The organism is Avibacterium paragallinarum (assembly GCF_011765605.1).
Classification (GTDB): Bacteria; Pseudomonadota; Gammaproteobacteria; order Enterobacterales; family Pasteurellaceae; genus Avibacterium; species Avibacterium paragallinarum.
In genome coordinates this window covers 802,840-827,028 of record NZ_CP050316.1, presented here as the reverse complement: position 1 = coordinate 827,028, position 24,189 = coordinate 802,840, and the positions used below count along the sequence as shown (strand labels likewise).

Below are 24,189 nucleotides of genomic sequence, written 5' to 3'. Positions count from 1 at the left end.
GCTGATCTTTATATTAAATTCTAATTTATCCCTGATAATGCCCCACACCCAATTCATCTTCTTTACGGGTGCGGTTGATTACGGCTTGCGGGGATTGCACAACACGAAGTCCCATTTGATCTTCAGTGCGAACCACATCACCACGCAGGGAGTTGGTGAACACATCGGTGATTTTAATATCAACAAACTTGCCGATCATATCTGGCGTACCCACAAAGTTCACGATACGGTTGGTTTCCGTGCGTCCTGTGAGTTCCATTAAATCTTTTTTCGATGGGCCTTCCACCAACACGCGTTGCTCGGTGCCTAACATCGCTCGGCTATATTGTGCCGCTTGGTTGTTAATGCGTTGTTGTAGCACATAAAGGCGTTGTTTTTTCTCTTCTTCACTTACATCATCAGGAATGTCTGCCGCGGGTGTACCAGGGCGTGCAGAGTAGATAAAGCTGAAGCTCATATCAAAATTCACCTGAGCGATGAGGTTCATTGTGTCTTCAAAATCCTGTGCGGTTTCACCAGGGAAGCCGACAATAAAATCTGAGCTGATTTGAATTTCAGGACGCACTTTTCTGAGTTTGCGAATGATCGATTTATATTCCAACGCTGTATGGCCGCGCTTCATTAAATTCAAAATGCGATCTGAACCGCTTTGCACAGGGAGATGCAAAAAGCTGACTAGCTCAGGCGTATCTGCATACACCTCAATAATATCATCGGTAAATTCAATCGGGTGGCTGGTGGTAAAACGAACGCGGTCGATACCATCAATCGCTGCCACTAAACGCAGTAATTCGGCAAAAGAGCAAATCCCTCCGTCGTGGGTTGGTCCACGATAGGCATTCACGTTTTGCCCCAATAAATTCACTTCACGCACGCCTTGCTCGGCAAGTTGAGCAATTTCAAACAACACGTCATCAAGAGGACGGCTCACTTCTTCGCCACGGGTATAAGGCACAACGCAGAAGGTGCAATATTTGTTACAGCCTTCCATAATTGACACAAACGCCGTAGGGCCCTCTGCTCGCGGTTCTGGCAGGCGGTCGAATTTCTCAATCTCAGGGAAACTCACGTCCACCACTGAGCTTTTTCCGCCACGAATTTTGTTAATCATTTCTGGCAAGCGGTGTAAGGTTTGCGGCCCGAAAACAATATCCACATAAGGGGCTCGGCTACGAATATGCTCGCCCTCTTGCGAAGCCACGCAACCACCCACGCCGATCACAAGTGCGGGGTTATTTTTCTTTAATTCCTTCCAACGCCCCAACTGGTGGAACACTTTTTCTTGTGCTTTTTCACGAATGGAGCAAGTGTTGAGCAATAGCACATCGGCTTCTTCGGGAATGTCGGTGAGCTCTAAACCGTGCGTGCTGTTTAATAAATCTGCCATTTTCGAGCTGTCATACTCGTTCATTTGGCAGCCCCACGTTTTAATATGTAATTTTTGCGTCATAATTTATTTAAACTGTTTAACCTGTAAAAAATCAACTGGCTATTTTACCGACTTGTGCGGGTGGTGGCTAGTTAAAATAATCTTTTCTTTTGAATTTTAAACATTAGGGGTAAACTAGCGAAGCATAAATGCGATGGAAAAATTATCACAAAAAAGCACCGCACTTTTAATTTGGCTCAAATCGTACAAAGAGATAAAAGAGGGAAAAATGGAAAATCAGAAAGACATTATCATCGTTGGCGGCGGAATGGTGGGAGCGGCTTGTGCCGTAGGATTGGGGCAACTTGGGCTGAATGTTCATCTGATCGAAGCCTCACCGTTGCCGCAATTTCACGCCCATTCCCCTTATGATCTACGAATTTCTGCCATTAGCCTTGCTTCAGTACAATTATTGCAACAGCTACAAAGCTGGCAATTCATCGAACAAATGCGAGTCTGCCCTTATCGCGGTTTAGAAACTTGGGAAATTGAGGGCTTTGCAACGCGTTTTCGTTGCGAAGAGTTGGGTTACGATAAATTAGGCTATATGGTGGAAAATAATGTGATTCAGCTTGGCTTGTGGCAAGCACTATCCCAGTTAGACAAGGTGCAAAGTAGCATCGGCGTGAAAGTGCAACGTGCAGAAAAGTGCGGTCAAAATTGGCAACTGTTTTTGGATAACGGTGAACAATATTCCGCTCCATTAGTCATCGCCGCAGACGGGGCAAATTCTCAATTCCGTCAGCTTGCGGGCATTGGGATTACGGGGTGGCAATATCGTCAAGATTGCTTATTAATGTTAGTGGATACCGAACTCCCTCAGCAAGACACCACTTGGCAACAATTTTTTCCCTCAGGCCCCAGAGCCTTGTTGCCATTAACAGGGCAACAAGCCTGTTTGGTATGGTACGACAGCCCTGAAAAAATCAAGCAACTCAAACAGTTATCCAAAGAAAAATTAACGCAAGCGATAGAGCAAGCCTTTCCCGCTCGATTAGGCAAAATCAACGTGCAACAAGCGGGCAGCTTCGCCCTCACCCGCCGCCACGCACAGCAATATTTTAAGCAAGGCATTGTGCTTGTCGGCGATGCCGCTCACACCATCAACCCACTAGCAGGGCAAGGGGTCAATCTTGGGTTTAAAGATGTGAAAGCCTTATTATCGGTAATACAAAGTGCGGTGCAAAATCAGCAAGATTTTTCTGCTGATGACGTGCTGAAGAAATATCAAGATTTACGCCTGAAAGATAATTTAATGATGCAATCGGCAATGGATTTATTTTACAAAGGCTTTAAAACGGAATTATTGCCCGTCAAAGCCTTGCGAAACCTAGCCTTACTAATGGCAGAAAAAGCCATACCATTGAAAAAACACGCGTTGAAGTATGCGTTGGGGCTAATTAAATGATTGATTATTAGCCACATTTTGTTTATAAGCGTACGACTTATCTCATTACAATTTATCAATGAGTTTTTCTAATGCTTTAATTTGTGAAGTTTGTAGCTCTATGATTTGGTCTTTCTGTCGTAATAATTCTAACTGATGATCTATCGTTTGTTTTAACTGTGCCACTTCATTAACTAGCTCTTGAGATGTAGGATTAATTATATTTAAGCTGTGATTATTTCCACTCTCTTTAAACATAACCACATTTTTTTCTCCTAAAGACATCACTTCAAGAATATCAGTATCAAAAACTTCAACAATTTTTTCTAATTTAGGAATAGTCAAGTTACTTTCTCCTCTTTCAATTTTTGAATATCCTCGCGTTGACATACCTAATTTACTAGCCATTTCTTCTTGAGACCAATTTTTTGATTCTCTCAAAAAACGAATTTTTTCGTTTACTTTCATAAATATTTCTATTCCAACAACAAACTCGGTAAAAATCATAACTTCTGGTTCATTGTAGTATAATAAATTTTACAATACAATTTTTATCAGATTTTATAGAAATAGTGTTTGTATAGGAGCTATATTATGACATCCAAATCTGATGATATCGAAAATAAAAAAGAACATCTAAAACCAATCGAGGATTCTGAAGAGTACGCAAAAAATTTTTCAGATGAGAGTTTTTGGGATAAAGTAACTGGTTATGCAAAAAAAGCAGGTAAAAAAGTTATTGAACCATCACTGAAAATGTATTATGCAGCTCAAGATCCAGAAACCCCAACCTGGGCAAAAGGCGTTATATATGGAGCTTTAGGATACTTTATTTTTCCTGTAGATGTGATTCCTGATGTAGCTCCAATAGTTGGCTATACTGATGACTTTAGTGTTATCGCTGCTGCCTTAACCACAATAGCGACTCATATTAAAGATGAGCATGTTAAACAAGCAAAAGAGAAAATGAAAACTTGGTTTAAATAACTTCTATGTTAAAAAAGATACTAAGTTTCAATATTATTTATAACTTAGCTGAGTCAATTATTGATAATATTTTTAGACATAAAGTTTTACCAGAATTTGGCTCTATTTTATATTGTGATTTAGCATTAGGATTTATTGAGCACTCAGGTATATATGTTGGAAATAATTCTGTTGTCCACTTAAATAAGCATGGTGAAATAAAAAAAGTTTCTCTATCTGATTTTATTAAAGGAACTTCTGCAATTACAATATATGTGTCCTGTTGTAATGGCAAAGCTATCGGAAACAAAAAAGTTGGTAATTTTGCTCTATCTCAAATAGGGAAAAGAACAAAATATAATGTACTCCTGAGAAACTGCCATCAATTTTCTAGTAGTTGTATAACTGGAAATCTTGACAATAATGATCGATTGCTATCTTTACTAAAAATAACAGCACGCAAAAAATTAGGAGTAAATGAATGGCGAGCATTGGAACAATAGCAGCAATTATAGTAATAATCATTGCAATATCCTATATTAATAAAAGATAGAGATATAGATATGAATAAGAAATATGAATTTGCGATAAAAGCTCAAATGACTATGAAAAATAACTCCAGTTATTCAAGCATTACAACATATAAAGTTGTTGCAAATAATGTTAGAGAAGCAAAAAATATTTTCAAAGCAGAAAGAGAAACCGCACACACTTCATATAAGATAATTTCTTGCGTAAAAAGCAATGAAGTAACCTCTTTAAATCTAGGGAAATATCTACAAAATGGAATAGCAAGTGCTGGCATATTAGCTGCTGGTGGAGTAATCTTATCTAAGCTTTTATCAAAAAAATAAATATATTTTATAACCTATTTATAAAAAATCTGCACCTAAACAGTGCAGATTTTTTTACCGCTTTAATACCCCTCACTTAGCATATTCGGCAAAAATTGTGCGTGTTGAATGCGTTTTACGCGGCTTTCAATACGCCCATCAGAATAAAGTTCAATTTCACGCCAGCCGGGTTGTAAGGTATCTAGAGCAAAGGTGTTGCTATCTGGCTTGAATTGAATACAGGTTGATGGGGTTGCCATTACTTTATAGCCTCGCCATTCGCTGTCCACCGCTTGGTGGATATGTCCGTATAAAATGCCTTTCACGTTACTAAAAGGTGATAGGGTGTAAGCGAGATCAAGAGCGTTGCGTAAATTATGTTGATCCAACCAAGCTGAATTAGTGGATAAAATATGATGATGTAACACGACGAGGGAATAGCGTTCGGGGTAATCGCGTAATTTGGAAAGTAGCCAATCGATTTGGTATTGTCCAAGCTGTCCGTGTGGTACGCCAGATACTTGACTATCCAGCATTAAAATTTGCCAATGTTTACCAATAAGTAAATGTTTTAGCGGGTTAATATTGCCATTGTTTTGATTAAGAATATCAAACATTTTTGGCTGAAAATCGTGATTTCCCGGTATCCAAAAAACCGTTTTCTCTAAACATTGCACGCTTTCACAAAAACGTTGATACCCCTCGTTACTGCTGTCTTGCACTAAATCGCCTGTAGCTAGTACCAGTTCATAATCAAATGGGCTTTGCGTGATTTCACGCAAAACTTGGTTGAAACTCGCTTGGGTGTTAATGCCGAGCAACTCACCGTTTTCGTCCTTAAACAGATGAGGATCGGTAATCTGAACCAAACGAACAACATCTTTCTCCGTTGGGTATGTATAAGTATTCACCAAAGTACGTTCTCCTCTGTTATGATTGTCGTTTGTTCAAAATAATCGCCTGTTATTCCGCCTAGCATGATTTACTCACTTGGCTCAACAGGTTGCTGTTTTCAACTTAAACGACGGTAATGCGTTTCAAATTATTTATTGATTCCATTCATTTTGTAACGATTGATAATTCAACTGCAACCATAATAGCCCTGTTACAGCTAAGCCATTATCAATATTGCCATTGCATACCCAATCATAGGCAGTTTGGCGTGGGATAACGTGAACGCGAATGTCTTCGTTTTCATCAGCAAGCCCGTGAATGCCTTGTGCTTTGCGGCTGTCCACTTTGCCAACAAACAGATGAATACGTTCCACAATTCCGCCGGGGCTATCCCAAAAGCTCATTACTTCGCGTAAGTGTTCCACTTGCACACCCGCTTCTTCTTGGCTTTCTCGCTGTGCCACTTCGTTAGGCAGTTCGCCTTCTTCCACCATTCCCGCGATAAGTTCCAATAACCAAGGGGATTGCGTGGATTGAGGATCATAAGCCCCAATTCGCACTTGTTCCACCATAACAACGCTATCCTCTACAGGATCATAAGCCACCACGACAGAAGCCGCACCTTTGACTAATAACTCACGGGTAACGGTGCCACTTTCCCCACCCGCAAACAGTTTATGTCTAAAATAAACTTTCTTTAAATGAAAAAAACCGTTATAAAGCGGTTCTTCCTTGATAATTTGAATATCCTGTTGAGAAAACTGCTTCAACTTCCCCATAAAACTCTCCCTATAAAATTATCTTATTAAGGATACGCCAGTTTTTTATAAAAAAAATACTACTCATCTTACTTTTATTAAGAAATTTGAACTAGCTCACAAAAATTTTTATTTATTGCTTAACTTTTTTTCAATCGTTCTGTACTAACTAAAAACAATGCAATAACCATCAAAAGAATTGCCCCAGAAAACAATAATGTATTTATCGAACTGGAATGATCTACAATAATGAGCCTTACCATCGCTGTAATACCGATATACAAAAAATAACGTAGCGGAAAATGGTAATCCGTTTTGAAATATTTCACGATTAACGCGAGGAACTCGAAATACAAAAAGTACACCACGATTTTTTCAATCAACACATAAGAGGCTTCTTCGGATTGCTCAAACAACACCATTATTAAGCCATAGGTTTCTTTGGCTAAAAAGACCACCAAAATGAAGGCTAACACCAATAAGGAAATATTCAGCACCCATTGCAAAAATGCGGAAATGGCTTGTGGGAAATAATTTTTATCACTCATTTTTCGTCCTATTCACATTTCAAATAAAAAAATGATTAAAAATTTGCGTTAATTGTGCCGTTAGCACGGGCTTTCCTGCAATATCTTCATCTTGCCAAGATTGCAATAAAATTTCTGGCGTAAAGGCTTGCTGGGTCAGTTCTGCCACAGGAAAATAGCTCAAATGCCAAGGCTCGATACCGATTTTTAATCGCTCAGGCATTTGAGAAAAAGGGAAGTAAAAATCAAACTTTTGCACATTTTCTTTTAGCCATTCACTCAGCTCAAAAAAATAACCTTTCTCACCATATTCCCAAGGCTCAAGTTGTAATTTTTGATCTGCTGGCAATAAATCAGGATCAAAAATATCCACTTCCGTTCCCCAGTGATGACGGCTTCCCCCCGGCAAGGCTGACCAACGCAAAATCGCTTGGCATTTTTCCCAATCAGAACAACAAGATAAGTCAAGTGCTTGTCCTTCATCATTATGTACTTTACGCTTGCCCGCAAATTTCTCATTCCAAATCATTTGCTGACGCTGGAAATCTCGAAAGCTACTCGCAGGCTGTAAATTGAAGCCATTTTTGACCGCACTTTGCTGTAAGCCTTGAAAGGCTTTTAAGGCATCTGGCTGAAGAAAATGTTGTGTTGAGAACGGGCAAGGCAAAGGGGATAAATGCTCACGCGATTTTCCCGTGAGCATTGCAGGTGTAAAACTCGCTTTCATTATGCGTCCTTATTCAGCAAATTCACTAACATTTGCTGATAAACGTCGCCCAAAGTGGCGAGATCTTGACAACTTACGCATTCATTCACTTTATGAATGGTGGCATTTAACGGCCCAAGTTCCACCACTTCTGCGCCCATTAAGGCAATAAAGCGTCCGTCTGACGTGCCACCACCCGTTTCAAGTGCGGGGGTAATTTTGACAATTTTTTCTAAACTATCCATCACGGCATTCACCATTTTACCCGGTTTTGTTAAAAATGGCTTACCCGATAAATTCCACTCAATGCGATAATCAAGCTGATATTTTTTCAATATTTGTTCCACAGTTTGCTTGATTACTTCGTCCGTAACTTCCGTGCAATAACGCAAATTAAACTGCACATAAAGCTCACCAGGGATCACATTATTACTGCCCGTTCCCGCTTGAATATTGGCAATTTGCAAGCTCGTCGGTGGGAAAAATTCATTGCCTTGATCCCATTGATAAGTGGTTAATTCTTTTAGAAAATCAACGGATTTATGCACAGGATTATCTGCCAAATGGGGATAGGCAACGTGTCCTTGCACGCCTTCAATATACAGATTTCCCGTAATCGAACCGCGACGACCATTTTTCACCACATCGCCCAAAATTTTCGCGCTCGAAGGCTCGCCCACAAGGCAATAATCAATGGCTTCACCGCGAGCCATTAAGGTTTCCACCACGCGAACCGTGCCATCTTTTGCGACAGCTTCTTCATCGGAAGTAATCAACAATGCAATCGTCCCTGCGTGGTCGGGGTGAGCTTTTACATAGTTTTCTGCCGCCACAATCATTGCGGCAAGCGAACCTTTCATATCCGCTGCACCACGTCCGTAAAGCATATCGTCCACAATTTTTGCGGAAAACGGCGGATATTGCCATTGGCTTTCATCACCCACTGGCACAACGTCCGTATGCCCCGCAAATGCCACCACAGGACGAGCTGAACCGTGCGTTGCCCACAAATTTAGTGTGTCGTTAAAAGGAAGCCATTCGATATGAAAACCTAATTTTTCTAACCGTTCTGCGATCAACTGCTGACAACCTTGATCATCAGGACTAATAGAGGGACGCTGGATCAACTGTTGAGCTAAGTTGAGGATCGAATTTTTCATTTTATTTTGCCTCAGCTATTTTCCAAATGCCTGACTGTACGCTGTTGCGTCAAATCCGATTAACGCCAGCTTATCTTGCAAAATAATCGGGCGTTTGATTAAGGTCGGCTGTTCAAATAAAACCTCAAGTGCGGTGCTTTTTGACAAATTTTTTTTCACTTCATCAGGCAAATTACGCCACGTTGTGCTACGTTTATTCACCAAATTTTCCCAGCCAAACTGAGCTTCTGCCTGCGCTAACCAAGCCTTATCCAGCCCGTCCACACGGTAATCGTGCAAACGATGTTCAATGCCATTATCCGCCAACCATTTCAACGCTTTTTTCACCGTATCGCAATTTTTAATGCCGTAAAGAGTAATCATTTTTTGTCCTTTTAAAATTTCTCACATAAATGTAAATATTCAATTGTAGAATCAGAACTATAAGATCGATTTTTAGAAGCATCAGAACGAAAACGTTGATAATCAATAGAAAAACAATCATACCTTCCATATCGACTCATAATTTCTCTTATTCTATCTAAACTCATTAAACCTTCATTATTATAGCTTAAAAAGATATATTTAAATTTTGCCGATTTAATTAAAAATTCAAACTCACTTTCAACCTTAGCCCTACTACAATATTTAGATTTCACATATTCTCTTAATCCTGTTTTTCCTTTAGGTTCAAATCTTTTGTACTCTGAAATAGTATTTAGCAAATGATAATTTGCACCATATTGGCGAGCATTATAGGGAGGATCTAAATAGAGAATATCACCTTCAATATCATTAATTAATTGATTTGCATCTTTATTATAAACTTTATGTGAATTATTGTTTATTTCAAATAGTGCAGGTTCTATGATCAGCTGTTTTTGTGCAGAACGCTTTATTTTTTTTAAAAACGCACCATAAACGGAAGCCGTATTTGCTATCTTATCAGCACTTTCAAGTAAAGAACAGAGTAGAAAATAATATTGACTATCTGATAAATAATTTGTTTCTCGCCAGTTCTCTATCTTAAGTCTAATTGCATCAATCTTTTTCCCATTTTCCTCTGAGAAATAAAGCCTGTTTCCTCTTCCATTCTCTGAATACTCTTCAAAAATAAATCCTGATACTCCATCTAAAGAGTTTAATTCATCTAATAATTCTTCATAGAGGATTAAAGAATGATTTTCTATATAATTTTTATTTAAAATATAACTATATAATTCTATATCATTACTAATTACTTGTTTAACTAAAGGCTTAAACTTCCTTCCGATAGCACCTGTTCCTGCAAAAAGATCACAAAATATAATATCAGATAGATCTTCTCTTATTACTGAAGTAATGCTATCAAAAATAAATTTTGATAGTTTATTCTTTGATCCTATATAGTTCATTCTTTTTCATCATCTTCGTATAAAGTTTTGAATACAACATCAACTGCACGATGTGCTGCTAATTCACTTACCTTCTTAATCACAGTTTTTCTATATTGTACTGGGTCATATTGATAACAACCAACACAGCCAAGTTCATCATTGTAATTTTCATTTCCCTCATAAAAATCATAAGGGTTACCTTTAATATTTTTTGCACTCCAACGGATATTAGTTTCTTTACAGCGTTTACATATTTGCCTTTTTACATCATTTGCCGCTTTACATAAAGGCTGAAAATCATTTAAAGATTGAGAGTTCATATCTGAGACTCTTAAATCATTCTTTCTACCATCTTTATGATCAATCTCAATTTTAGTATTTTCTGAAAATCCTTTTACTCCAAGCATTACACAAGGTTTATCTTTATAATAATTCTTAATATCTTGTCTAATTGCTTGATTAAAATAATTTTTTCGATTAAATCCATTTAATCTAATCGCATCAATCCCATTACCAGAAGAATGCGTCTTATCAGTTTCTACTATATATTCTTTTGCAAGGCTAGAACTTCCACGCCCCCAGCTAAATCCATTTCCTAACTGAAGCTCAAGATAATCACCAATAAATTCACTCACTAAAACCCAACGGCTAATACCTTGTTCATTGGGCTTAGCTAGCTCAAGAAATAATTCTTTTTTAGACTTCTTTTTCATTTTAATTTTTTAAATACCATTATATATTCATGTTTAAATAAAAAATAATCACTCTTTAATGCTCTGTATTTCCAAATATCTTGCTTACCAAGTTTCCCCCGATTTCCTTCAATATTTTTTACTACTATACCTTTTAGTTTTACTTTAAAATGCTTTCTTATCGAGTACATTAAATAAAATCCTAACGGAACAACCTCACTATTCTTATAAACATCACCTATAACAATAGCAAAATATTTGTTATCCTCAAGAAAAGAGAAGGCGTTAGATATTACTTGAGTAAACTTGTCAATAAAAAGATTAATATTGGATATCTGAGATAAATCTTCTATCTTATCAGTGAATTTAATAATATCCATATAAGGAGGATGAGCAATAAAGAAGTCTATTTTATTCCTATTTAGTATTTTTAAGTTATTTGATAGACATTTTGAGAAAAGATCAGGATTTGAGACATCACAATGATTAATAAAATATTTGATTGAATTTGATTCTTTCATTTGAGATCTCACATAATCAATAATAGAATCATTTATATCAAATCCTATAAAACTCCTATTTAGGTTTTCGCATTCATATAGAGTAGTTCCACTCCCCATAAATAAATCTAAAACCGTATCCTCTTCTTTCGTATAGCGTTTTATTAACTGATATGGAATCTGAGGGATAAAATTTCCATGATAAACATTTTTATGCTTACCCCTTTTATCCCTCTCACCAAATAGCCAAAGGCTATCTACATTAAGATCTGTTGATTTCCAATCTTCTTGCATATTTATTTCAACAAATACGCCTTTAACGTTGCAAAATCATTATCCATTTCATCGGAAAGCAATAGCAATTTGTTGTGCTTATCCAAGGCTTCTGGTAGTGGTAATTCGGTGGATAAAATTCGCTCGACGCTTTCTTTGAATTTTGCAGGGTGAGCAGTGCAAAGGAATAATCCTGTTTCACCAGCTTGTAAATCTTGTTTTAACACGCCGTAGGCGATCGCACCGTGCGGTTCGCATAGATAGCCTTGCTCGTTCATTGCTTGCAAGGTGTGTTCAGTTTGCTCATCACTCATTGCGGCGGAATGAAGCTCTGACAATGCCCAGCCGTTGCGTTTGAAGAGTTCTTCTACACGAGGCCAGTTATTTGGGCGGCTAACGTCCATTGCGTTTGATAGGGTTGCCACGGTGTCATTTGGCGACCATTCGCCCGTACTTAAATAGCGTGGTACGGTGTCATTGGCGTTGGTAGCTGCGATGAAACGTTTGATCGGTAAGCCCATTGTTTTCGCGATAAGCCCCGCTGTGAGGTTGCCGAAGTTACCACTTGGCACAGAAACCACGATGTTTTCACGCTCGGCTTTAGGGAGTTGTGCCACCGCTTCAAAATAATAGCAAACTTGGGCTAATAAACGGCTAATATTAATGGAGTTGGCCGAATTTAAGCCGATAGCTTGGCGAAGTTCTGCATCATCAAAGGCTTGTTTAACGAGGGCTTGGCAGTCGTCAAAATCACCGTTAATAGCAATCGTGCGGATATTTCCGCCTAGGGTGCAGAATAATTTTTCTTGCAATGGGCTGATTTTGCCTTTTGGATATAAAATCACCACGTCAATATTTTCCAATCCATAAAAGGCGTGAGCCACTGCTGCCCCGGTGTCGCCTGAGGTCGCGGTTAAAATAGTGATTTTGCCATCGCCACGAACGGTTGCTAAGGCTTGTGCCATAAAGCGTCCACCAAAATCTTTAAAGGCAAGAGTTGGCCCGTGGAATAATTCTAAAGCGTAAATATGCTCTGCCACTTTTTCTACTGGTGCTGGGAAGGTAAAGGCATTTTTTACCAGTTGAGCCAGTTTATCCGTAGGGATTTCATCTCCAATGAGTGCCGCTAAAATTTTTTGGCTACGTTCGACTAATGGCAAATCAAGCAAAGCGTCAATGTTATCTAAGTGCGGTATGATTTCAGGGAAAAATAGTCCTTGATCTTTGCCTAGCCCTTGGCGTACCGCTTGGGCGAAATTTACTTGTTCTTCGGGGTGTTTAATGTTGTATAAATTCATAGTTGTTCCGTTTTGGGGTTGGTTAATATTCTTTGTTTAAAGTTCTTTGTTTAAAATCTTTTATCTTTAGGGTTGATAACGGGTTTCGCTCGTTGAGCGACTTACTTTCTTTTGCTTTCCCAAAAGAAAGTAAGCAAAGAAAAAGGAACCCGATCAAATTACTCTTCCTCATTCCAATAAAATTTTTTTAACGAAAAGTAAGCCTGATGTTCGCTTCGCTCTCGCTCGGCGTTACTTTTCTAAAAATTTTATCTCCATTCGGGTAATTTGTACGGGGATTTTAATCCTTTTACCTATAACGAATTTTGCTCGTTAGCAACTTATTTTCTTTTGTGTTCCCAAAAGAAAGTAAAGAAAAGGGAATGCCGTTCAAATTACTATTCCTCATTTCGACAAAATTTTCTTAACAAAAAGTAAGCCTGATGTTCACTTCGCTCTCGCTCGGCGTTACTTTTCTAAAAATTTTATTTTCATTCGGGCGGTTTGCACGGGGATTTCAACCCAGTTCTTTTACACTGTAATTATCCACTTCACAAAAATGAAGTGAGATTTTATTGTTTTGTTGGAGATGATGTAATTTTTCACCATTCCAACAAAAATTTTATTTCCATTCAGGCAATTTATATGAGATTCAATGTTCTCACTAACCCAATTCTCTTGCCCCTTGATTATCCACTTTACAAACGTGAACGAAGCCTTCGTTGTTTTGGAGATAATGGTTTTCCAAATAGGTGGCCACTTTACTGGCGGTATTTAAATCTGGGGCGATGGCGAACATTGTTGGGCCTGAGCCTGAGATGCCTGAGGCAATCGCACCAAGATCGCGTACCGCTTGTTTTACTTCCGCGAAGTTTGGTAATAGGGCTTCGCGGTAAGGTTCTGCGATCACATCTTTCATCATATAGGCGGCTAAGGCTTCTTGTTGCGTATGGCACGCGTGAACAAAGCTCCCTAAATGGCGACCGTGGGTAATTACATCTTGTCTGGTGTAGCTTTTCGGCAAAATCGCCCGAGCTTCTGAGGTAGAAACCTCAATTCCTGGGTAAGCTAGCACCCAATACCAGTTATCAAAAAATGGCAACTGTTGGCAAATATTACCAAGGGATTGTACCATTAATTGCACGCCACCTAAATAACAAGGGGCGACGTTGTCATAATGGATTGAGCCAGAAATCCGCCCCTCCAATTCGCCCATCATTTCTAATAATTCCATTTTGGAAAACGGTTCATCGTGGAATTTGTTTAATGCAACTAATGCTGCCACAATGGAGCAAGCACTTGAGCCAAGCCCTGAGCCAATCGGCATATTTTTTTCGAGCGTGAGGCGGAGAGGCTTCACGTTCACGCCACGCAATTTTAAGCGTTCACTGAACAGAACGTAGGCTTGATAGACGATATTTTTTTGTGGTTCTTTGGGTAATTTACGCACAAAATAACCCGCACTTTCTAATTCAAAGCCTTGCGAAATGGCTTCAATTTGCACCACATCGCCCAGTAACGAGCCATCGATCGGGGATACAGCCGTCCCCAAGGTATCAAAACCGACGCTAATATTCGCACTGGAAGCGGGGGCATAAATTCGTAACATAGTTGCTCCTTAATGATGTAATGTTCTTAAAATATCAGCGAAAATTCCTGCCGCTGTAACGGCATTGCCCGCCCCGTAGCCACGCAATAATAATGGGATTGGCTGATAGTAGCGAGTATAAAATGCTAAGGCATTTTCGCCGTTTTTCACTTTGTAAAGCGGATCATCTTGTCCCACTTCGACAATCGACACTTTGCATTTGCCATTATCAATTTGTCCAACATAACGCAGCACTTTGCCTTCCGCTTTGGCTTTTTCTACCCGCACTTTGAACGCTTCATCAAGCGCTGGCAACATCGCCATAAACTCACTGACCGATTTACCCTCTGCGAAACCTTTTGGCAGCACGCCCTCTACTTCTACATCACTTAATTCGAGTTGTAATCCCACCTCACGGGCTAAAATTAATAACTTACGTGCCACATCTTGCCCTGATAAATCATCGCGAGGATCAGGTTCAGTAAAGCCTTTTTCCCGTGCCAGTGTGGTAACTTCTGAAAGCGATAAACCCTCTTCCAATTTACCAAAAATAAAGGAAAGTGAGCCTGATAAGATCCCGCTGAAGCAGATTAACTCGTCCCCTGCGGCAAGCAAATTTTGCAAGTTCTCAATCACAGGCAAGCCAGCACCCACATTGGTTTCATATAAGAATTTGTGTTGGCTTTGGCGGGCATTTTCACGCAATAAATTATAGTAAGTGAGTTCACGCGTGTTGGCTTTTTTATTTGGCGTAACCACGTGGAAGCCCTCACTTAACGCACGGGCATATAAGCCTGCAACACTTTCCGCCGAGGTGCAATCCACAAACACAGGATTAACAACGTGGTGCAATTTAATGAAAGAAAGTAGCACATCAAAATCCGATGGCTGAGTGGCGTTTTCTAAATCCTCCTGCCAGTGATCGAGATTTAACCCGTTCTCATCTAACAGCATTTTATTCGAATTTGCTATCGCACAAACTCGAATTTCAATGTCCTTCTTTGCGAGGTAATCTCGCTGATTTTTCACTTGCTCAATTAACTCACCACCAACGCCGCCGACCCCAACGAGAAAAATATCCACCACTTTTTTGTTATTAAATAGGGCTTGATGTGTGGCTTTCACCGCTTCAATGGCTTTATTTTGTGGCACTACAGCAGAAATAGAACGTTCGGAAGAACCTTGTGCAATCGCCACAATGCTGATATTCGCCTGTGCTAATGCGGAGAAGAAATGTGCCGCAATCCCTTTTGCTTGACGCATTCCCTCCCCCACTACAGAAATAATAGAAAGATCTTTGATAACTTCGATAGCTTCTAAATCTTGATTTTTCAACTCCTGAGCAAATTCAGCTTCTAATGCATTTTTTGCCACTTCTGCCGCTTTCACTGGCACACAGAAGCTAATGCTATATTCTGATGAGGATTGGGTAATCAAAATCACGGAAACGCCCGCTTTCGACATTGTTGAAAACACACGCGCCGCCATTCCCACCATACCTTGCATTCCCGGCCCCGAAACGTTAAACATCGCCAAATTATCTAAATTGGTAATGCCTTTTACTTGGAGCTGTTCAGATTGAGAATGGCTATCAATAATCGTGCCTTTCGCCTCAGGGTTACCCGTATTTTTAATTAAACAAGGAATATTCGCTTGCACCAATGGCCCGATAGTACGCGGGTGAATCACTTTCGCCCCGAAATAAGACAGCTCCATCGCTTCACGATAAGACAGGCTTGGCAATAAACGGGCATCAGGCACAAGACGAGGATCACAAGTGAACACACCGTCCACATCTGTCCAAATTTCACACACAGAAGCATTTAAACAGGCAGCAAGGCACGCGGCGGAATAATCTGAACCATTACGACCGAGTAAAACAAGTTCCCCTTTCTCATTGCCCGCAGTAAAGCCCGCCATTAACACTACATTTTTCGGCGGAATGCTTGCTGCATCAATGCGTTTGGTGGATTCTTCAATATCCACCGAAGATTCTAAATACCCGCCCTGAGCCAATAATTTTTCTACAGGATCAATCAGGGTAACTTGGTAGCCACGGGCTTCAAACCAGGCTTTCATCATTGCGATAGACAACTTTTCCCCGCGACAATCAATGGTCGCTTTCACCGCGTCATCTAACACGCCTTTAGCACGAATTTCTGCTAATAATTCTGCAATTTGGGCAAATTCTGCGTCAATCACGGCTTTACAGCCTGCGAGATCAAAATTTTCATTTTCGGCATATAAGCCATTAATAATGGTATAGAAAATTTCAAGTGCTTGATTAAAATCTGTATCAGTTGGTAGGTTTTGGCTTGCTTTTTCAGAAAGGGCGACAAGATAATTGGTGATCTTAGCGGGGGCCGATAACACGCCAGCGGCTTGCTCTTCCAAATGGGCTTTTTCGATCAGCCGTGCCGCTTGTGAAAAACGTTCTGGATTTGCCAGCGAAGTGCCACCAAATTTTAATACTCGCATAGAAATTCTCCTCAGTATGAATGTTGTGAATGCAAAAAATGCTTATAAAAAAACCCGCACTTTGTAATGCGGGTTTTCTGTGATCCTGTTTTTAACGCACTAACCCGCCCCATTCATCGTAATGGTAATAATGGTGGTGGTAATAATTGCCATTGTGCGTTGCATTGTTGTGATTTTCCTAACAAAAAAATAATGGTGTTAGAAATACCGAAATTTTCACGCCTTGTCAAACAGAAAATGAATAATATAGAATGATTTTGTTAAAATAATACGAAACTTCATAGGATATAGGTAAGCCAACAATGACCATTCAACAAAATTTACAACAGGTGCAAACACAAATCCAACAAGCGTGCGAGCAAGCTCAACGAGCCAGCACGGATATCACTCTATTAGCAGTGAGCAAAACCAAGCCCGTAGAAGCTATTTTGGCAGCCTACCAAGCGGGACAACATCAATTTGGCGAAAACTATGTGCAAGAGGGGGTAGAAAAAATTCAGCATTTTGAGGGGCAAGGTTTCGATCTCGAATGGCATTTTATCGGGCCGTTGCAATCAAACAAAACCCGTTTAGTGGCGGAGCATTTTGATTGGATGCAAACCCTCGATCGAGCCAAGATTGCCGATCGTCTTAATGATCATCGTCCCCACTACAAAAAACCGTTGAATGTGCTGATTCAAATTAATATTAGCGATGAAAGTAGTAAATCAGGCATTCAACCTGCGGAAATGCTCGATTTGGCAAAACACATCAAAAATCTACCGCACTTATGTTTACGTGGCTTAATGACGATCCCCGCCCCAACGCAAAATATCGCTAAGCAAAAGCACGCCTTTAGCCAAATGCAACAGCTTTTCCAACAATTGAAAACCGCGTTGCCCGACTGCCAAATTGACACCCTTTCAATGGGAATGTCTGATGATCTCACCAGTGCCATTGAATGCGGTGCGACAATGGTACGCGTTGGCACGGCGATTTTCGGTGCAAGGGACTATAACAAATAAGTGAAATTTACGACAAAACTCTGTAATGCTTTTTCCCCCTAATTATGGCATAATGCCTACAATTTTTTGCTGATTGGAGATGATTATGCGAATTTTACATACAATGTTACGCGTGGGTGATTTAGATCGCTCGATTAAATTCTATCAAGATGTGTTAGGAATGCGTTTATTGCGTACCAGCGAAAATCCAGAATATAAATATACCCTTGCCTTTTTAGGTTATGATGATGAAGACAAAGCTTCGGTGCTTGAATTAACCTACAACTGGGGCGTACACGAATACGATCTAGGCAATGCTTACGGACATATCGCTATTGGGGTGGATGATATTTATGCCACTTGCGAAGCCGTTCGCCAAGCAGGCGGAAAAATCACTCGTGAGCCGGGCCCAGTAAAAGGTGGCAAAACAGTGATTGCCTTCGTGGAAGATCCTGATGGTTACAAAATCGAGTTTATCGAAAATAAAAATGCGCAAGCTGGATTAGGCAACTAAGTTAAAATAAACGGTTAAAAAGTGCGGTGGAAATTTTCGCAAATTTTACACCGCACTTTTTATCTCACCTTTGATCTGATAGTCCATAATGTTATGACAACAAGCGAACCAATTAATTATAATTTGCTGAAAAACCGCTTTCGTGGCTACTTGCCCGTGATTATTGATGTAGAAACCGCAGGCTTTAACGCAAAAACTGATGCCTTGCTCGAAATCGCTGCTATTACGGTAAAAATGGACGAAAATGGGTTCTTATTGCCCGATCAAAAGTGCCATTTTCATATTCAACCTTTTGAAGGGGCGAATATTAATCCTGATTCACTCAAATTTAACGGCATTGATATTGATAACCCCTTGCGTGGTGCGATTTCGGAAAATATCGCCATTAGTGAATTATTCAAAATGGTGCGTCAAGCACAAAAACAAGCGGAATGCCAACGTTCCATTATCGTGGCACATAATGCCACTTTCGACCAAAGTTTTTTAATGGCGGCGGCTGAACGCGTGCAAGCCAAGCGTAATCCATTCCACCCCTTTGGAATGTTTGACACCGCCACATTAAGCGGATTTATGTTCGGTCAAACGGTATTGGTGAAAGCCTGCCAAGCGGCGAACATTCCTTTTGATCATAAACAAGCGCATTCCGCTTTATATGATACAGAACGCACCGCCGAATTATTCTGTTATATGGTGAACCATCTCAAACAATTAGGTGGTTTTCCGCACCATATCGCGGAATAAAGTGCGGTCTTTTTTTCATTATTTTTATAAGGACTATGCAATGTTACTCTCAAACCCTGTTGTGATTTCGATCATTGTCTTGTTAGCCTTAAGCCTGTTGCGGATCAACGTGGTGATCGCCTTGATTATCTCCGCCTTAACCGCCGGCTTATGCAGCAGCCTGACAATGAGCGAAACCATTCAAACTTTCACGGGTGGCTTAGGCGGTGGTGCTGAAGTGGCGATGAACTACGCCATTTTAGGGGCTTTCGCCGTTGCCATTTCTAAATCAGGTATTACCGATCTCTTGGCATTCAAAGTGATTCAAAAGCTCGGACGCACTCCAAGCGGGCTTTCAATGGCGAGTTTCAAATATGTGATGTTCGCCGTGTTATTAATTTTTGCGATGTCATCACAAAATGTCATTCCTGTGCATATCGCGTTTATTCCTATCGTAATCCCACCGTTACTTGCCATTTTCAATAAACTCAACATTGACCGCCGTGCGGTGGCTTGTGTGCTAACCTTTGGTTTAACTGCCACCTATATGCTCTTGCCTGTTGGCTTCGGGAAAATCTTTATCGAAAGCATTTTAGTGAAAAACATCAACCAAGTGGGCGAACCACTGGGTTTACACACCAGCGTAGGCGAAGTATCGCTCGCGATGGGCTTGCCTGTGATTGGAATGATTTTAGGGCTATTAACCGCCGTGTTCATCACCTATCGCAAACCGAGAGAATACGCCGTTGATGATAGCCACCTCACAACCGAAGAGATTGAGCAACATATCGCCAATATCAAGCCTTTCCACGTTATCGCAAGCCTTGTTGCGATTGTGGTAACTTTTGGGCTACAACTTTTCACCGATTCCACCATTATCGGCGGCTTAGCGGGCTTAATCATTTTCGCCGTCTGTGGCATTTTCAAATTGAAAGAAAGTAACGACATTTTCCAACAAGGCTTACGCTTAATGGCGATGATCGGCTTTGTAATGATCGCCGCCTCAGGCTTTGCCGCAGTGATTAACGCTACTGGCGGCGTTACCCAATTAGTGGAAACCTTTAGCCACGGACTGGGGGCGGATAACAAAGGCTTAGCCGCCTTGTTAATGCTTATTGTAGGGCTATTTATCACAATGGGTATTGGCTCATCATTCTCCACCGTGCCGATTATCACCTCCATTTATGTGCCACTTTGCTTGAGCCTAGGCTTCAGCCCTTTAGCCACCGTTTCTATTGTGGGCGTGGCAGCGGCGTTGGGTGATGCGGGTTCGCCTGCTTCCGACTCCACACTCGGGCCAACTTCAGGGCTAAATATGGACGGCAAACACGATCACATTTGGGATTCCGTCGTACCGACTTTTATTCACTACAATATCCCATTGATTATCTTCGGCTGGCTTGCTGCGATGTATTTATAATATATCAAAATAAGTCAGGCATCCTACCGGCAGTATAAATAACACAAACAAAGCGAAATAATGCTGTATTATTTATACTGTCCATTAACTAAAATAAACATTTGCCATTTCTTTTAACTCAATATCAAATCAAGAATAAAACAAATTATTTTTTGAACTCTGTCACATTTCTTAATATTCGATATGTATTCCTTGCTAATTTTTCATACAATCATTTACATAATATTAACAACTAGACAACATAAATAAGTCGAACCTTAAATATAGGAAGGAGTTTAAAATGTACTATCAATATTCCCCTTTACCGACAATAGAACCTGAACTTCGTAAAATTATTAGTAAACACTATACTTGCCCTGAACAACCCGCTATCACAAACTTGCTCCACACCTTAAACTTTACTCCTCAACAAGAAACGGAAATTGAACAAGTCACAAGTCAATTAATCACAAAAATCCGCAGTAAAAAACAAAAACGCTATGGCGTTGATGCCTTAATGCACGAGTTTTCTTTAGGCTGTGATGAGGGCATTGCGTTGATGTGTTTAGCTGAGGCGTTGTTGCGTATTCCTGACGCACAAACTCGCTATGCGTTGATTAATGACAAACTTCAGCTCGGCAACTGGCAGGCACACTTGAAAAAATCAGGTTCACTGTTCACCAATCTCGCCAGTCTAGGCTTGATGTTGGGCAATAAAATCAGCGTCAATCTAGATGAAGAAAACCTTGCTTCCGCCCTGAGTCGAAGTTTTTCTCGCCTTTCTGCCCCTGTAATGAAAACTGCCATTGAAAAAGCGATGGGTATTTTAGGCGAGCAATTCGTTACGGGTGAAACAATGGAAAAAGCGTTAAAAAATATTCAATCGCGAGAAAAAATGGGCTATTGCTTTTCCTTTGATATGCTGGGCGAAGCGGCAATGACGATGGAAGACGCAGATCGCTATCTGCAAGATTATGTTGATGCCATTCACGCAGTGGGAAAACAATCGGCAGGGCGATCCTTGTATGAAGCAAACGGGATTTCGGTGAAACTTTCCGCCATTCACCCACGTTATTCCCGTTCACAACAAGATCGTTTAATGAGCGAAATCTATCCGCGTTTAAAACAGCTTTTCGTCCTTGCCAAACAATACAACATTGGGCTAAATATTGACGCAGAAGAAATGGCACGCCTTGAAATTTCCTTAGATTTGCTTGAGCGTTTATTGCAAGATCCTGATTTAGCGGGCTTTGACGGCATTGGTTTTGTGGTGCAAGCCTATTCAAAACGTTGCCCTTATGTGTTGGATTACATTATTGCATTAAATCGCCGTTTCCAACGTAAAATGATGATTCGCTTGGTGAAAGGGGCATATTGGGATAGCGAAATCAAATGGGCACAGACCGAAGGCGTTGCCGATTTCCCCGTTTATACGCGTAAAGTGCATACGGATATTTCCTATTTAAGCTGTGCAAAAAAATTATTCGCCGTCCAAGATGTCATTTACCCACAATTTGCCACCCATAATGTGCAAACCCTCGCCACCATTATGCAACTTGGCAAGGGAAAAACCTTTGAATTTCAATGCTTACACGGAATGGGCGAAACCCTTTATGATCATATTGTCGGAGCGGATCAATTCAACCACCGCGTACGGGTGTACGCCCCAGTGGGAACTTATCAAACCCTGCTCGCCTATTTGGTTCGTCGCTTATTGGAAAACGGGGCAAATTCCTCTTTCGTTCATCAATTAGTGGATAATCAAATTTCTGTTGAAGCTCTCGTAGAAGCCCCGTGGAAAAAATTTGTTCGCTTCAAGGGTGAACCCAATAAAGCGATCAAATTGCCTACGGAGATTTTCCCACACCGTCGCAATTCCGCTGGCTTTAATTTAAGTAATGAAGTGGATCTCGCCACCTTACAACATCAACTAAATCAAGCGGAATATGGCGAAGTGCATTCGCTCTGTGGCATAGAGGTGTCAGCAGCCCTCAGCGAACAAGGCAGAAAACCCGCAGAAATAAGCCAGCCTTTACCGCCGGTGCAATTTATCTCGCCAACGGAAGCGGAGGCGGTGTTTAAAGTCACGCAAACCCGCGATTGGCAAGAAAAGAGCGTGGAAGAACGTGCGGCGATTTTAGAAAGTGCGGCAGTTTTATACGAAGAAAATACGGGCTTGTTACTCAAACTGGCTATTGAAGAAGCGGGTAAAACCTTACCGAATGCCATTGGTGAGTTACGGGAAGCGGTGGATTTTTTACGCTATTATGCTGAACAAATCCGTTTATTAGCGAGCAAAAATGCCCTCGCACCACCGCTAGGCAATGTGCTATGTATTTCCCCTTGGAATTTCCCTCTAGCCATTTTCACGGGGCAAATTGCAGCGGCATTGGCAGCGGGTAATAATGTCATCGCCAAACCTGCGGAGCAAACCTCACGCATCGCTTATTATGCAGTGAAACTCTTGCACCAAGCAGGCGTGCCGCAATCCGCTTTGCAACTCACCCTTGGAGCAGGTGAGGTTGGGGCGGCATTGGTGGCTCAGCCGTTTAATGCGGTGATGTTTACTGGCTCAACAGAAGTAGCTCATTTAATTCATCAACAGCTCATTCAACGTGAAGATCAACCTGTTTTCATCGCTGAAACAGGGGGATTAAACACAATGGTAGTGGATTCTTCCGCCTTGTTGGAACAAGTGATCGCTGACGTGCTAAGCTCCGCCTTTGATTCCGCAGGGCAACGCTGTTCGGCATTGCGAATTTTATTGGTGCAAGAAGATATTGCAGATCGGCTCTATCAAATGCTTACGGAAGCAATGAAAGAATTGGTGATCGGCAATCCCGAGTTGATCAATACCGATATTGGACCAGTCATTGATGAAGAAGCGAAAGCCAATCTTCAAGCCTATCAAGAAAAAGTGCGGTCATTTTCTCGTCGATATTTTGAACTAAACGCACCTGAAACAGGTCATTTTGTCGCCCCTGCCATTTATGAAGTGGATTCCCTCGCCCAAATTAACCGCGAGGTGTTCGGGCCTATTCTCCATTTTGTTCGCTATAAAAAAGCCGAGTTGGGGGATTATTTACAAGCCATCAATGCCAAAGGCTACGCATTAACTGGGGGCTGCCATAGTCGTATTAGCAAAAATGTCGAGTTTGTTGAACAACACCTTGAATGTGGCAATTTTTACATTAACCGCAATATCGTCGGTGCGGTGGTTGGCGTGCAACCTTTCGGCGGACACGGGCTATCAGGCACGGGGCCAAAGGCGGGCGGAGAGCTTTATGTTCAACGTTTAACCAAAACATCACAATATTATGCTTCTTTACTTGCAAAAAACACGGTATTGCCTAGTATTACAGGGGAATTAAATCGCATCAGTTACAAAACCACGACGATTTTATTGCTCGGTCAGCATCAGGCACGCTTAATCGCCGCTTATCAACGGCTACAACAAGCGGGGTTCAAGGTGGTGGTAGAAGAAGATAATCCGCTGTTAAACAACGAGTTACCCGATCTACAATGTCTGCAAGCAGGGCAACATTTACAAAAAGCCGTGTTTGTTTCACCGCTCAGCTTAGCGACACGCCAACGATTTGCAGAGAATAATCCCGCCATTTTCTGTCTATATGATTGGACAAACAGCCAAGATTTAACGCTGTTATATAATGAGTTTTCCCGCAGTGAAAATATTTCCGCTGCAGGAGGCAACGCCAGCTTAATGGCGATTGAAGAACAATAATTTGAGAA

General features: G+C 40.8%; 23 protein-coding genes. 9 read left to right on the top strand and 14 right to left on the bottom strand.

Annotated elements, in window-relative coordinates; all coding sequences use genetic code 11:
- Nucleotides 1-25: 25 nt before the first annotated feature.
- The gene (gene miaB / locus HBL79_RS04050) at nucleotides 26-1,450 is read right to left on the bottom strand and encodes a tRNA (N6-isopentenyl adenosine(37)-C2)-methylthiotransferase MiaB (protein ID WP_035685123.1); all 1,425 of its coding nucleotides are present in this window, start codon (nucleotides 1,448-1,450) and stop codon (nucleotides 26-28) included.
- A 208-nt stretch (nucleotides 1,451-1,658) separates the two neighbouring features.
- Between miaB and HBL79_RS04045 the strand changes: the two genes are divergently transcribed.
- A complete protein-coding gene (locus HBL79_RS04045; protein WP_035685285.1) occupies nucleotides 1,659-2,837 on the top strand; it encodes an FAD-dependent oxidoreductase in 1,179 nt (392 codons plus the stop codon).
- A gap of 45 nt (nucleotides 2,838-2,882) precedes the next feature.
- Here the strand turns inward: HBL79_RS04045 and HBL79_RS04040 are convergent, their stop codons facing one another.
- Complete coding sequence (locus tag HBL79_RS04040; RefSeq protein WP_035685126.1) at nucleotides 2,883-3,284, bottom strand: helix-turn-helix domain-containing protein; 402 nt, start codon at nucleotides 3,282-3,284, stop codon at nucleotides 2,883-2,885.
- 126 nt (nucleotides 3,285-3,410) lie between these two features.
- Here HBL79_RS04040 and HBL79_RS04035 point away from each other — a divergent pair, with 126 nt between their 5' ends.
- The 3 genes from HBL79_RS04035 to HBL79_RS04025 are packed head-to-tail and all read left to right on the top strand — an operon-like array spanning nucleotide 3,411 to nucleotide 4,636.
- On the top strand, nucleotides 3,411-3,803 hold the full coding sequence (locus tag HBL79_RS04035) for a YkvA family protein (protein WP_081637505.1): 393 nt from the start codon (nucleotides 3,411-3,413) through the stop codon (nucleotides 3,801-3,803).
- Nucleotides 3,804-3,808: 5 nt separating this feature from the next.
- Complete coding sequence (locus tag HBL79_RS04030) at nucleotides 3,809-4,285, top strand: lecithin retinol acyltransferase family protein (protein WP_035685128.1); 477 nt, start codon at nucleotides 3,809-3,811, stop codon at nucleotides 4,283-4,285.
- Between the two features lie 60 nt (nucleotides 4,286-4,345).
- Nucleotides 4,346-4,636 (top strand): hypothetical protein, encoded by a 291-nt coding sequence (locus HBL79_RS04025; protein WP_035685130.1) that lies wholly within the window; start codon nucleotides 4,346-4,348, stop codon nucleotides 4,634-4,636.
- Between the two features lie 62 nt (nucleotides 4,637-4,698).
- Here the strand turns inward: HBL79_RS04025 and cpdA are convergent, their stop codons facing one another.
- From cpdA to thrA, 12 genes are all read right to left on the bottom strand, one after another.
- Nucleotides 4,699-5,529, bottom strand: a complete 831-nt coding sequence (gene cpdA, locus HBL79_RS04020; RefSeq protein ID WP_017807223.1) for a 3',5'-cyclic-AMP phosphodiesterase — start codon at nucleotides 5,527-5,529, stop codon at nucleotides 4,699-4,701.
- Nucleotides 5,530-5,661: 132 nt separating this feature from the next.
- Nucleotides 5,662-6,288 (bottom strand): ADP-ribose diphosphatase, encoded by a 627-nt coding sequence (nudF, locus tag HBL79_RS04015; protein WP_017807222.1) that lies wholly within the window; start codon nucleotides 6,286-6,288, stop codon nucleotides 5,662-5,664.
- A gap of 119 nt (nucleotides 6,289-6,407) precedes the next feature.
- Nucleotides 6,408-6,815 (bottom strand): phosphate-starvation-inducible protein PsiE, encoded by a 408-nt coding sequence (gene psiE, locus HBL79_RS04010; protein ID WP_017807221.1) that lies wholly within the window; start codon nucleotides 6,813-6,815, stop codon nucleotides 6,408-6,410.
- A 19-nt stretch (nucleotides 6,816-6,834) separates the two neighbouring features.
- A complete protein-coding gene (locus HBL79_RS04005; RefSeq protein ID WP_035685133.1) occupies nucleotides 6,835-7,521 on the bottom strand; it encodes a M15 family metallopeptidase in 687 nt (228 codons plus the stop codon).
- Nucleotides 7,521-8,660 (bottom strand): succinyl-diaminopimelate desuccinylase, encoded by a 1,140-nt coding sequence (gene dapE / locus HBL79_RS04000; RefSeq protein WP_035685136.1) that lies wholly within the window; start codon nucleotides 8,658-8,660, stop codon nucleotides 7,521-7,523. The genes HBL79_RS04005 and dapE overlap by 1 nt, the downstream gene beginning before the upstream one ends.
- Nucleotides 8,661-8,675: 15 nt before the next feature.
- A complete protein-coding gene (locus tag HBL79_RS03995) occupies nucleotides 8,676-9,023 on the bottom strand; it encodes an ArsC family reductase (RefSeq protein WP_035685139.1) in 348 nt (115 codons plus the stop codon).
- A gap of 11 nt (nucleotides 9,024-9,034) precedes the next feature.
- Complete coding sequence (locus HBL79_RS03990; protein WP_035685142.1) at nucleotides 9,035-10,033, bottom strand: DNA adenine methylase; 999 nt, start codon at nucleotides 10,031-10,033, stop codon at nucleotides 9,035-9,037.
- On the bottom strand, nucleotides 10,030-10,728 hold the full coding sequence (locus tag HBL79_RS03985) for a restriction endonuclease NlaIII (RefSeq protein ID WP_035685145.1): 699 nt from the start codon (nucleotides 10,726-10,728) through the stop codon (nucleotides 10,030-10,032). The genes HBL79_RS03990 and HBL79_RS03985 overlap by 4 nt, the downstream gene beginning before the upstream one ends.
- Nucleotides 10,725-11,501 carry a DNA methyltransferase gene (locus tag HBL79_RS03980; protein WP_035685148.1) on the bottom strand — a complete coding sequence of 259 codons (777 nt, stop codon included), beginning with the start codon at nucleotides 11,499-11,501 and terminating at the stop codon, nucleotides 10,725-10,727. Before HBL79_RS03980 ends, HBL79_RS03985 begins: the two co-directional genes overlap by 4 nt.
- Before the next feature lie 2 nt (nucleotides 11,502-11,503).
- Nucleotides 11,504-12,778, bottom strand: coding sequence for a threonine synthase (gene thrC / locus HBL79_RS03975; protein ID WP_035685151.1), 1,275 nt, complete (start codon nucleotides 12,776-12,778; stop codon nucleotides 11,504-11,506).
- 643 nt (nucleotides 12,779-13,421) lie between these two features.
- Nucleotides 13,422-14,366, bottom strand: coding sequence for a homoserine kinase (gene thrB / locus HBL79_RS03970; RefSeq protein ID WP_035685153.1), 945 nt, complete (start codon nucleotides 14,364-14,366; stop codon nucleotides 13,422-13,424).
- 9 nt (nucleotides 14,367-14,375) lie between these two features.
- Nucleotides 14,376-16,823: a bifunctional aspartate kinase/homoserine dehydrogenase I gene (gene thrA / locus HBL79_RS03965; RefSeq protein WP_035685156.1), complete on the bottom strand. Its 2,448-nt coding sequence runs from the start codon at nucleotides 16,821-16,823 to the stop codon at nucleotides 14,376-14,378.
- A 302-nt stretch (nucleotides 16,824-17,125) separates the two neighbouring features.
- On the opposite strand from thrA, the gene HBL79_RS03960 reads away from it, so the two are divergent.
- From HBL79_RS03960 to putA, 5 genes are all read left to right on the top strand, one after another.
- Entirely contained in the window at nucleotides 17,126-17,827 is a 702-nt protein-coding gene (locus HBL79_RS03960) for a YggS family pyridoxal phosphate-dependent enzyme (protein ID WP_035685158.1), read from the top strand.
- An 85-nt stretch (nucleotides 17,828-17,912) separates the two neighbouring features.
- Nucleotides 17,913-18,320 carry a lactoylglutathione lyase gene (gene gloA / locus HBL79_RS03955; RefSeq protein WP_035685162.1) on the top strand — a complete coding sequence of 136 codons (408 nt, stop codon included), beginning with the start codon at nucleotides 17,913-17,915 and terminating at the stop codon, nucleotides 18,318-18,320.
- 93 nt (nucleotides 18,321-18,413) lie between these two features.
- The gene (rnt, locus tag HBL79_RS03950; RefSeq protein WP_035685289.1) at nucleotides 18,414-19,061 is read left to right on the top strand and encodes a ribonuclease T; all 648 of its coding nucleotides are present in this window, start codon (nucleotides 18,414-18,416) and stop codon (nucleotides 19,059-19,061) included.
- Between the two features lie 40 nt (nucleotides 19,062-19,101).
- Complete coding sequence (locus tag HBL79_RS03945; RefSeq protein WP_035685164.1) at nucleotides 19,102-20,460, top strand: Na+/H+ antiporter family protein; 1,359 nt, start codon at nucleotides 19,102-19,104, stop codon at nucleotides 20,458-20,460.
- A gap of 280 nt (nucleotides 20,461-20,740) precedes the next feature.
- The gene (putA, locus tag HBL79_RS03940) at nucleotides 20,741-24,181 is read left to right on the top strand and encodes a bifunctional proline dehydrogenase/L-glutamate gamma-semialdehyde dehydrogenase PutA (RefSeq protein ID WP_035685166.1); all 3,441 of its coding nucleotides are present in this window, start codon (nucleotides 20,741-20,743) and stop codon (nucleotides 24,179-24,181) included.
- The last annotated feature ends 8 nt before the right edge of the window (nucleotides 24,182-24,189 follow it).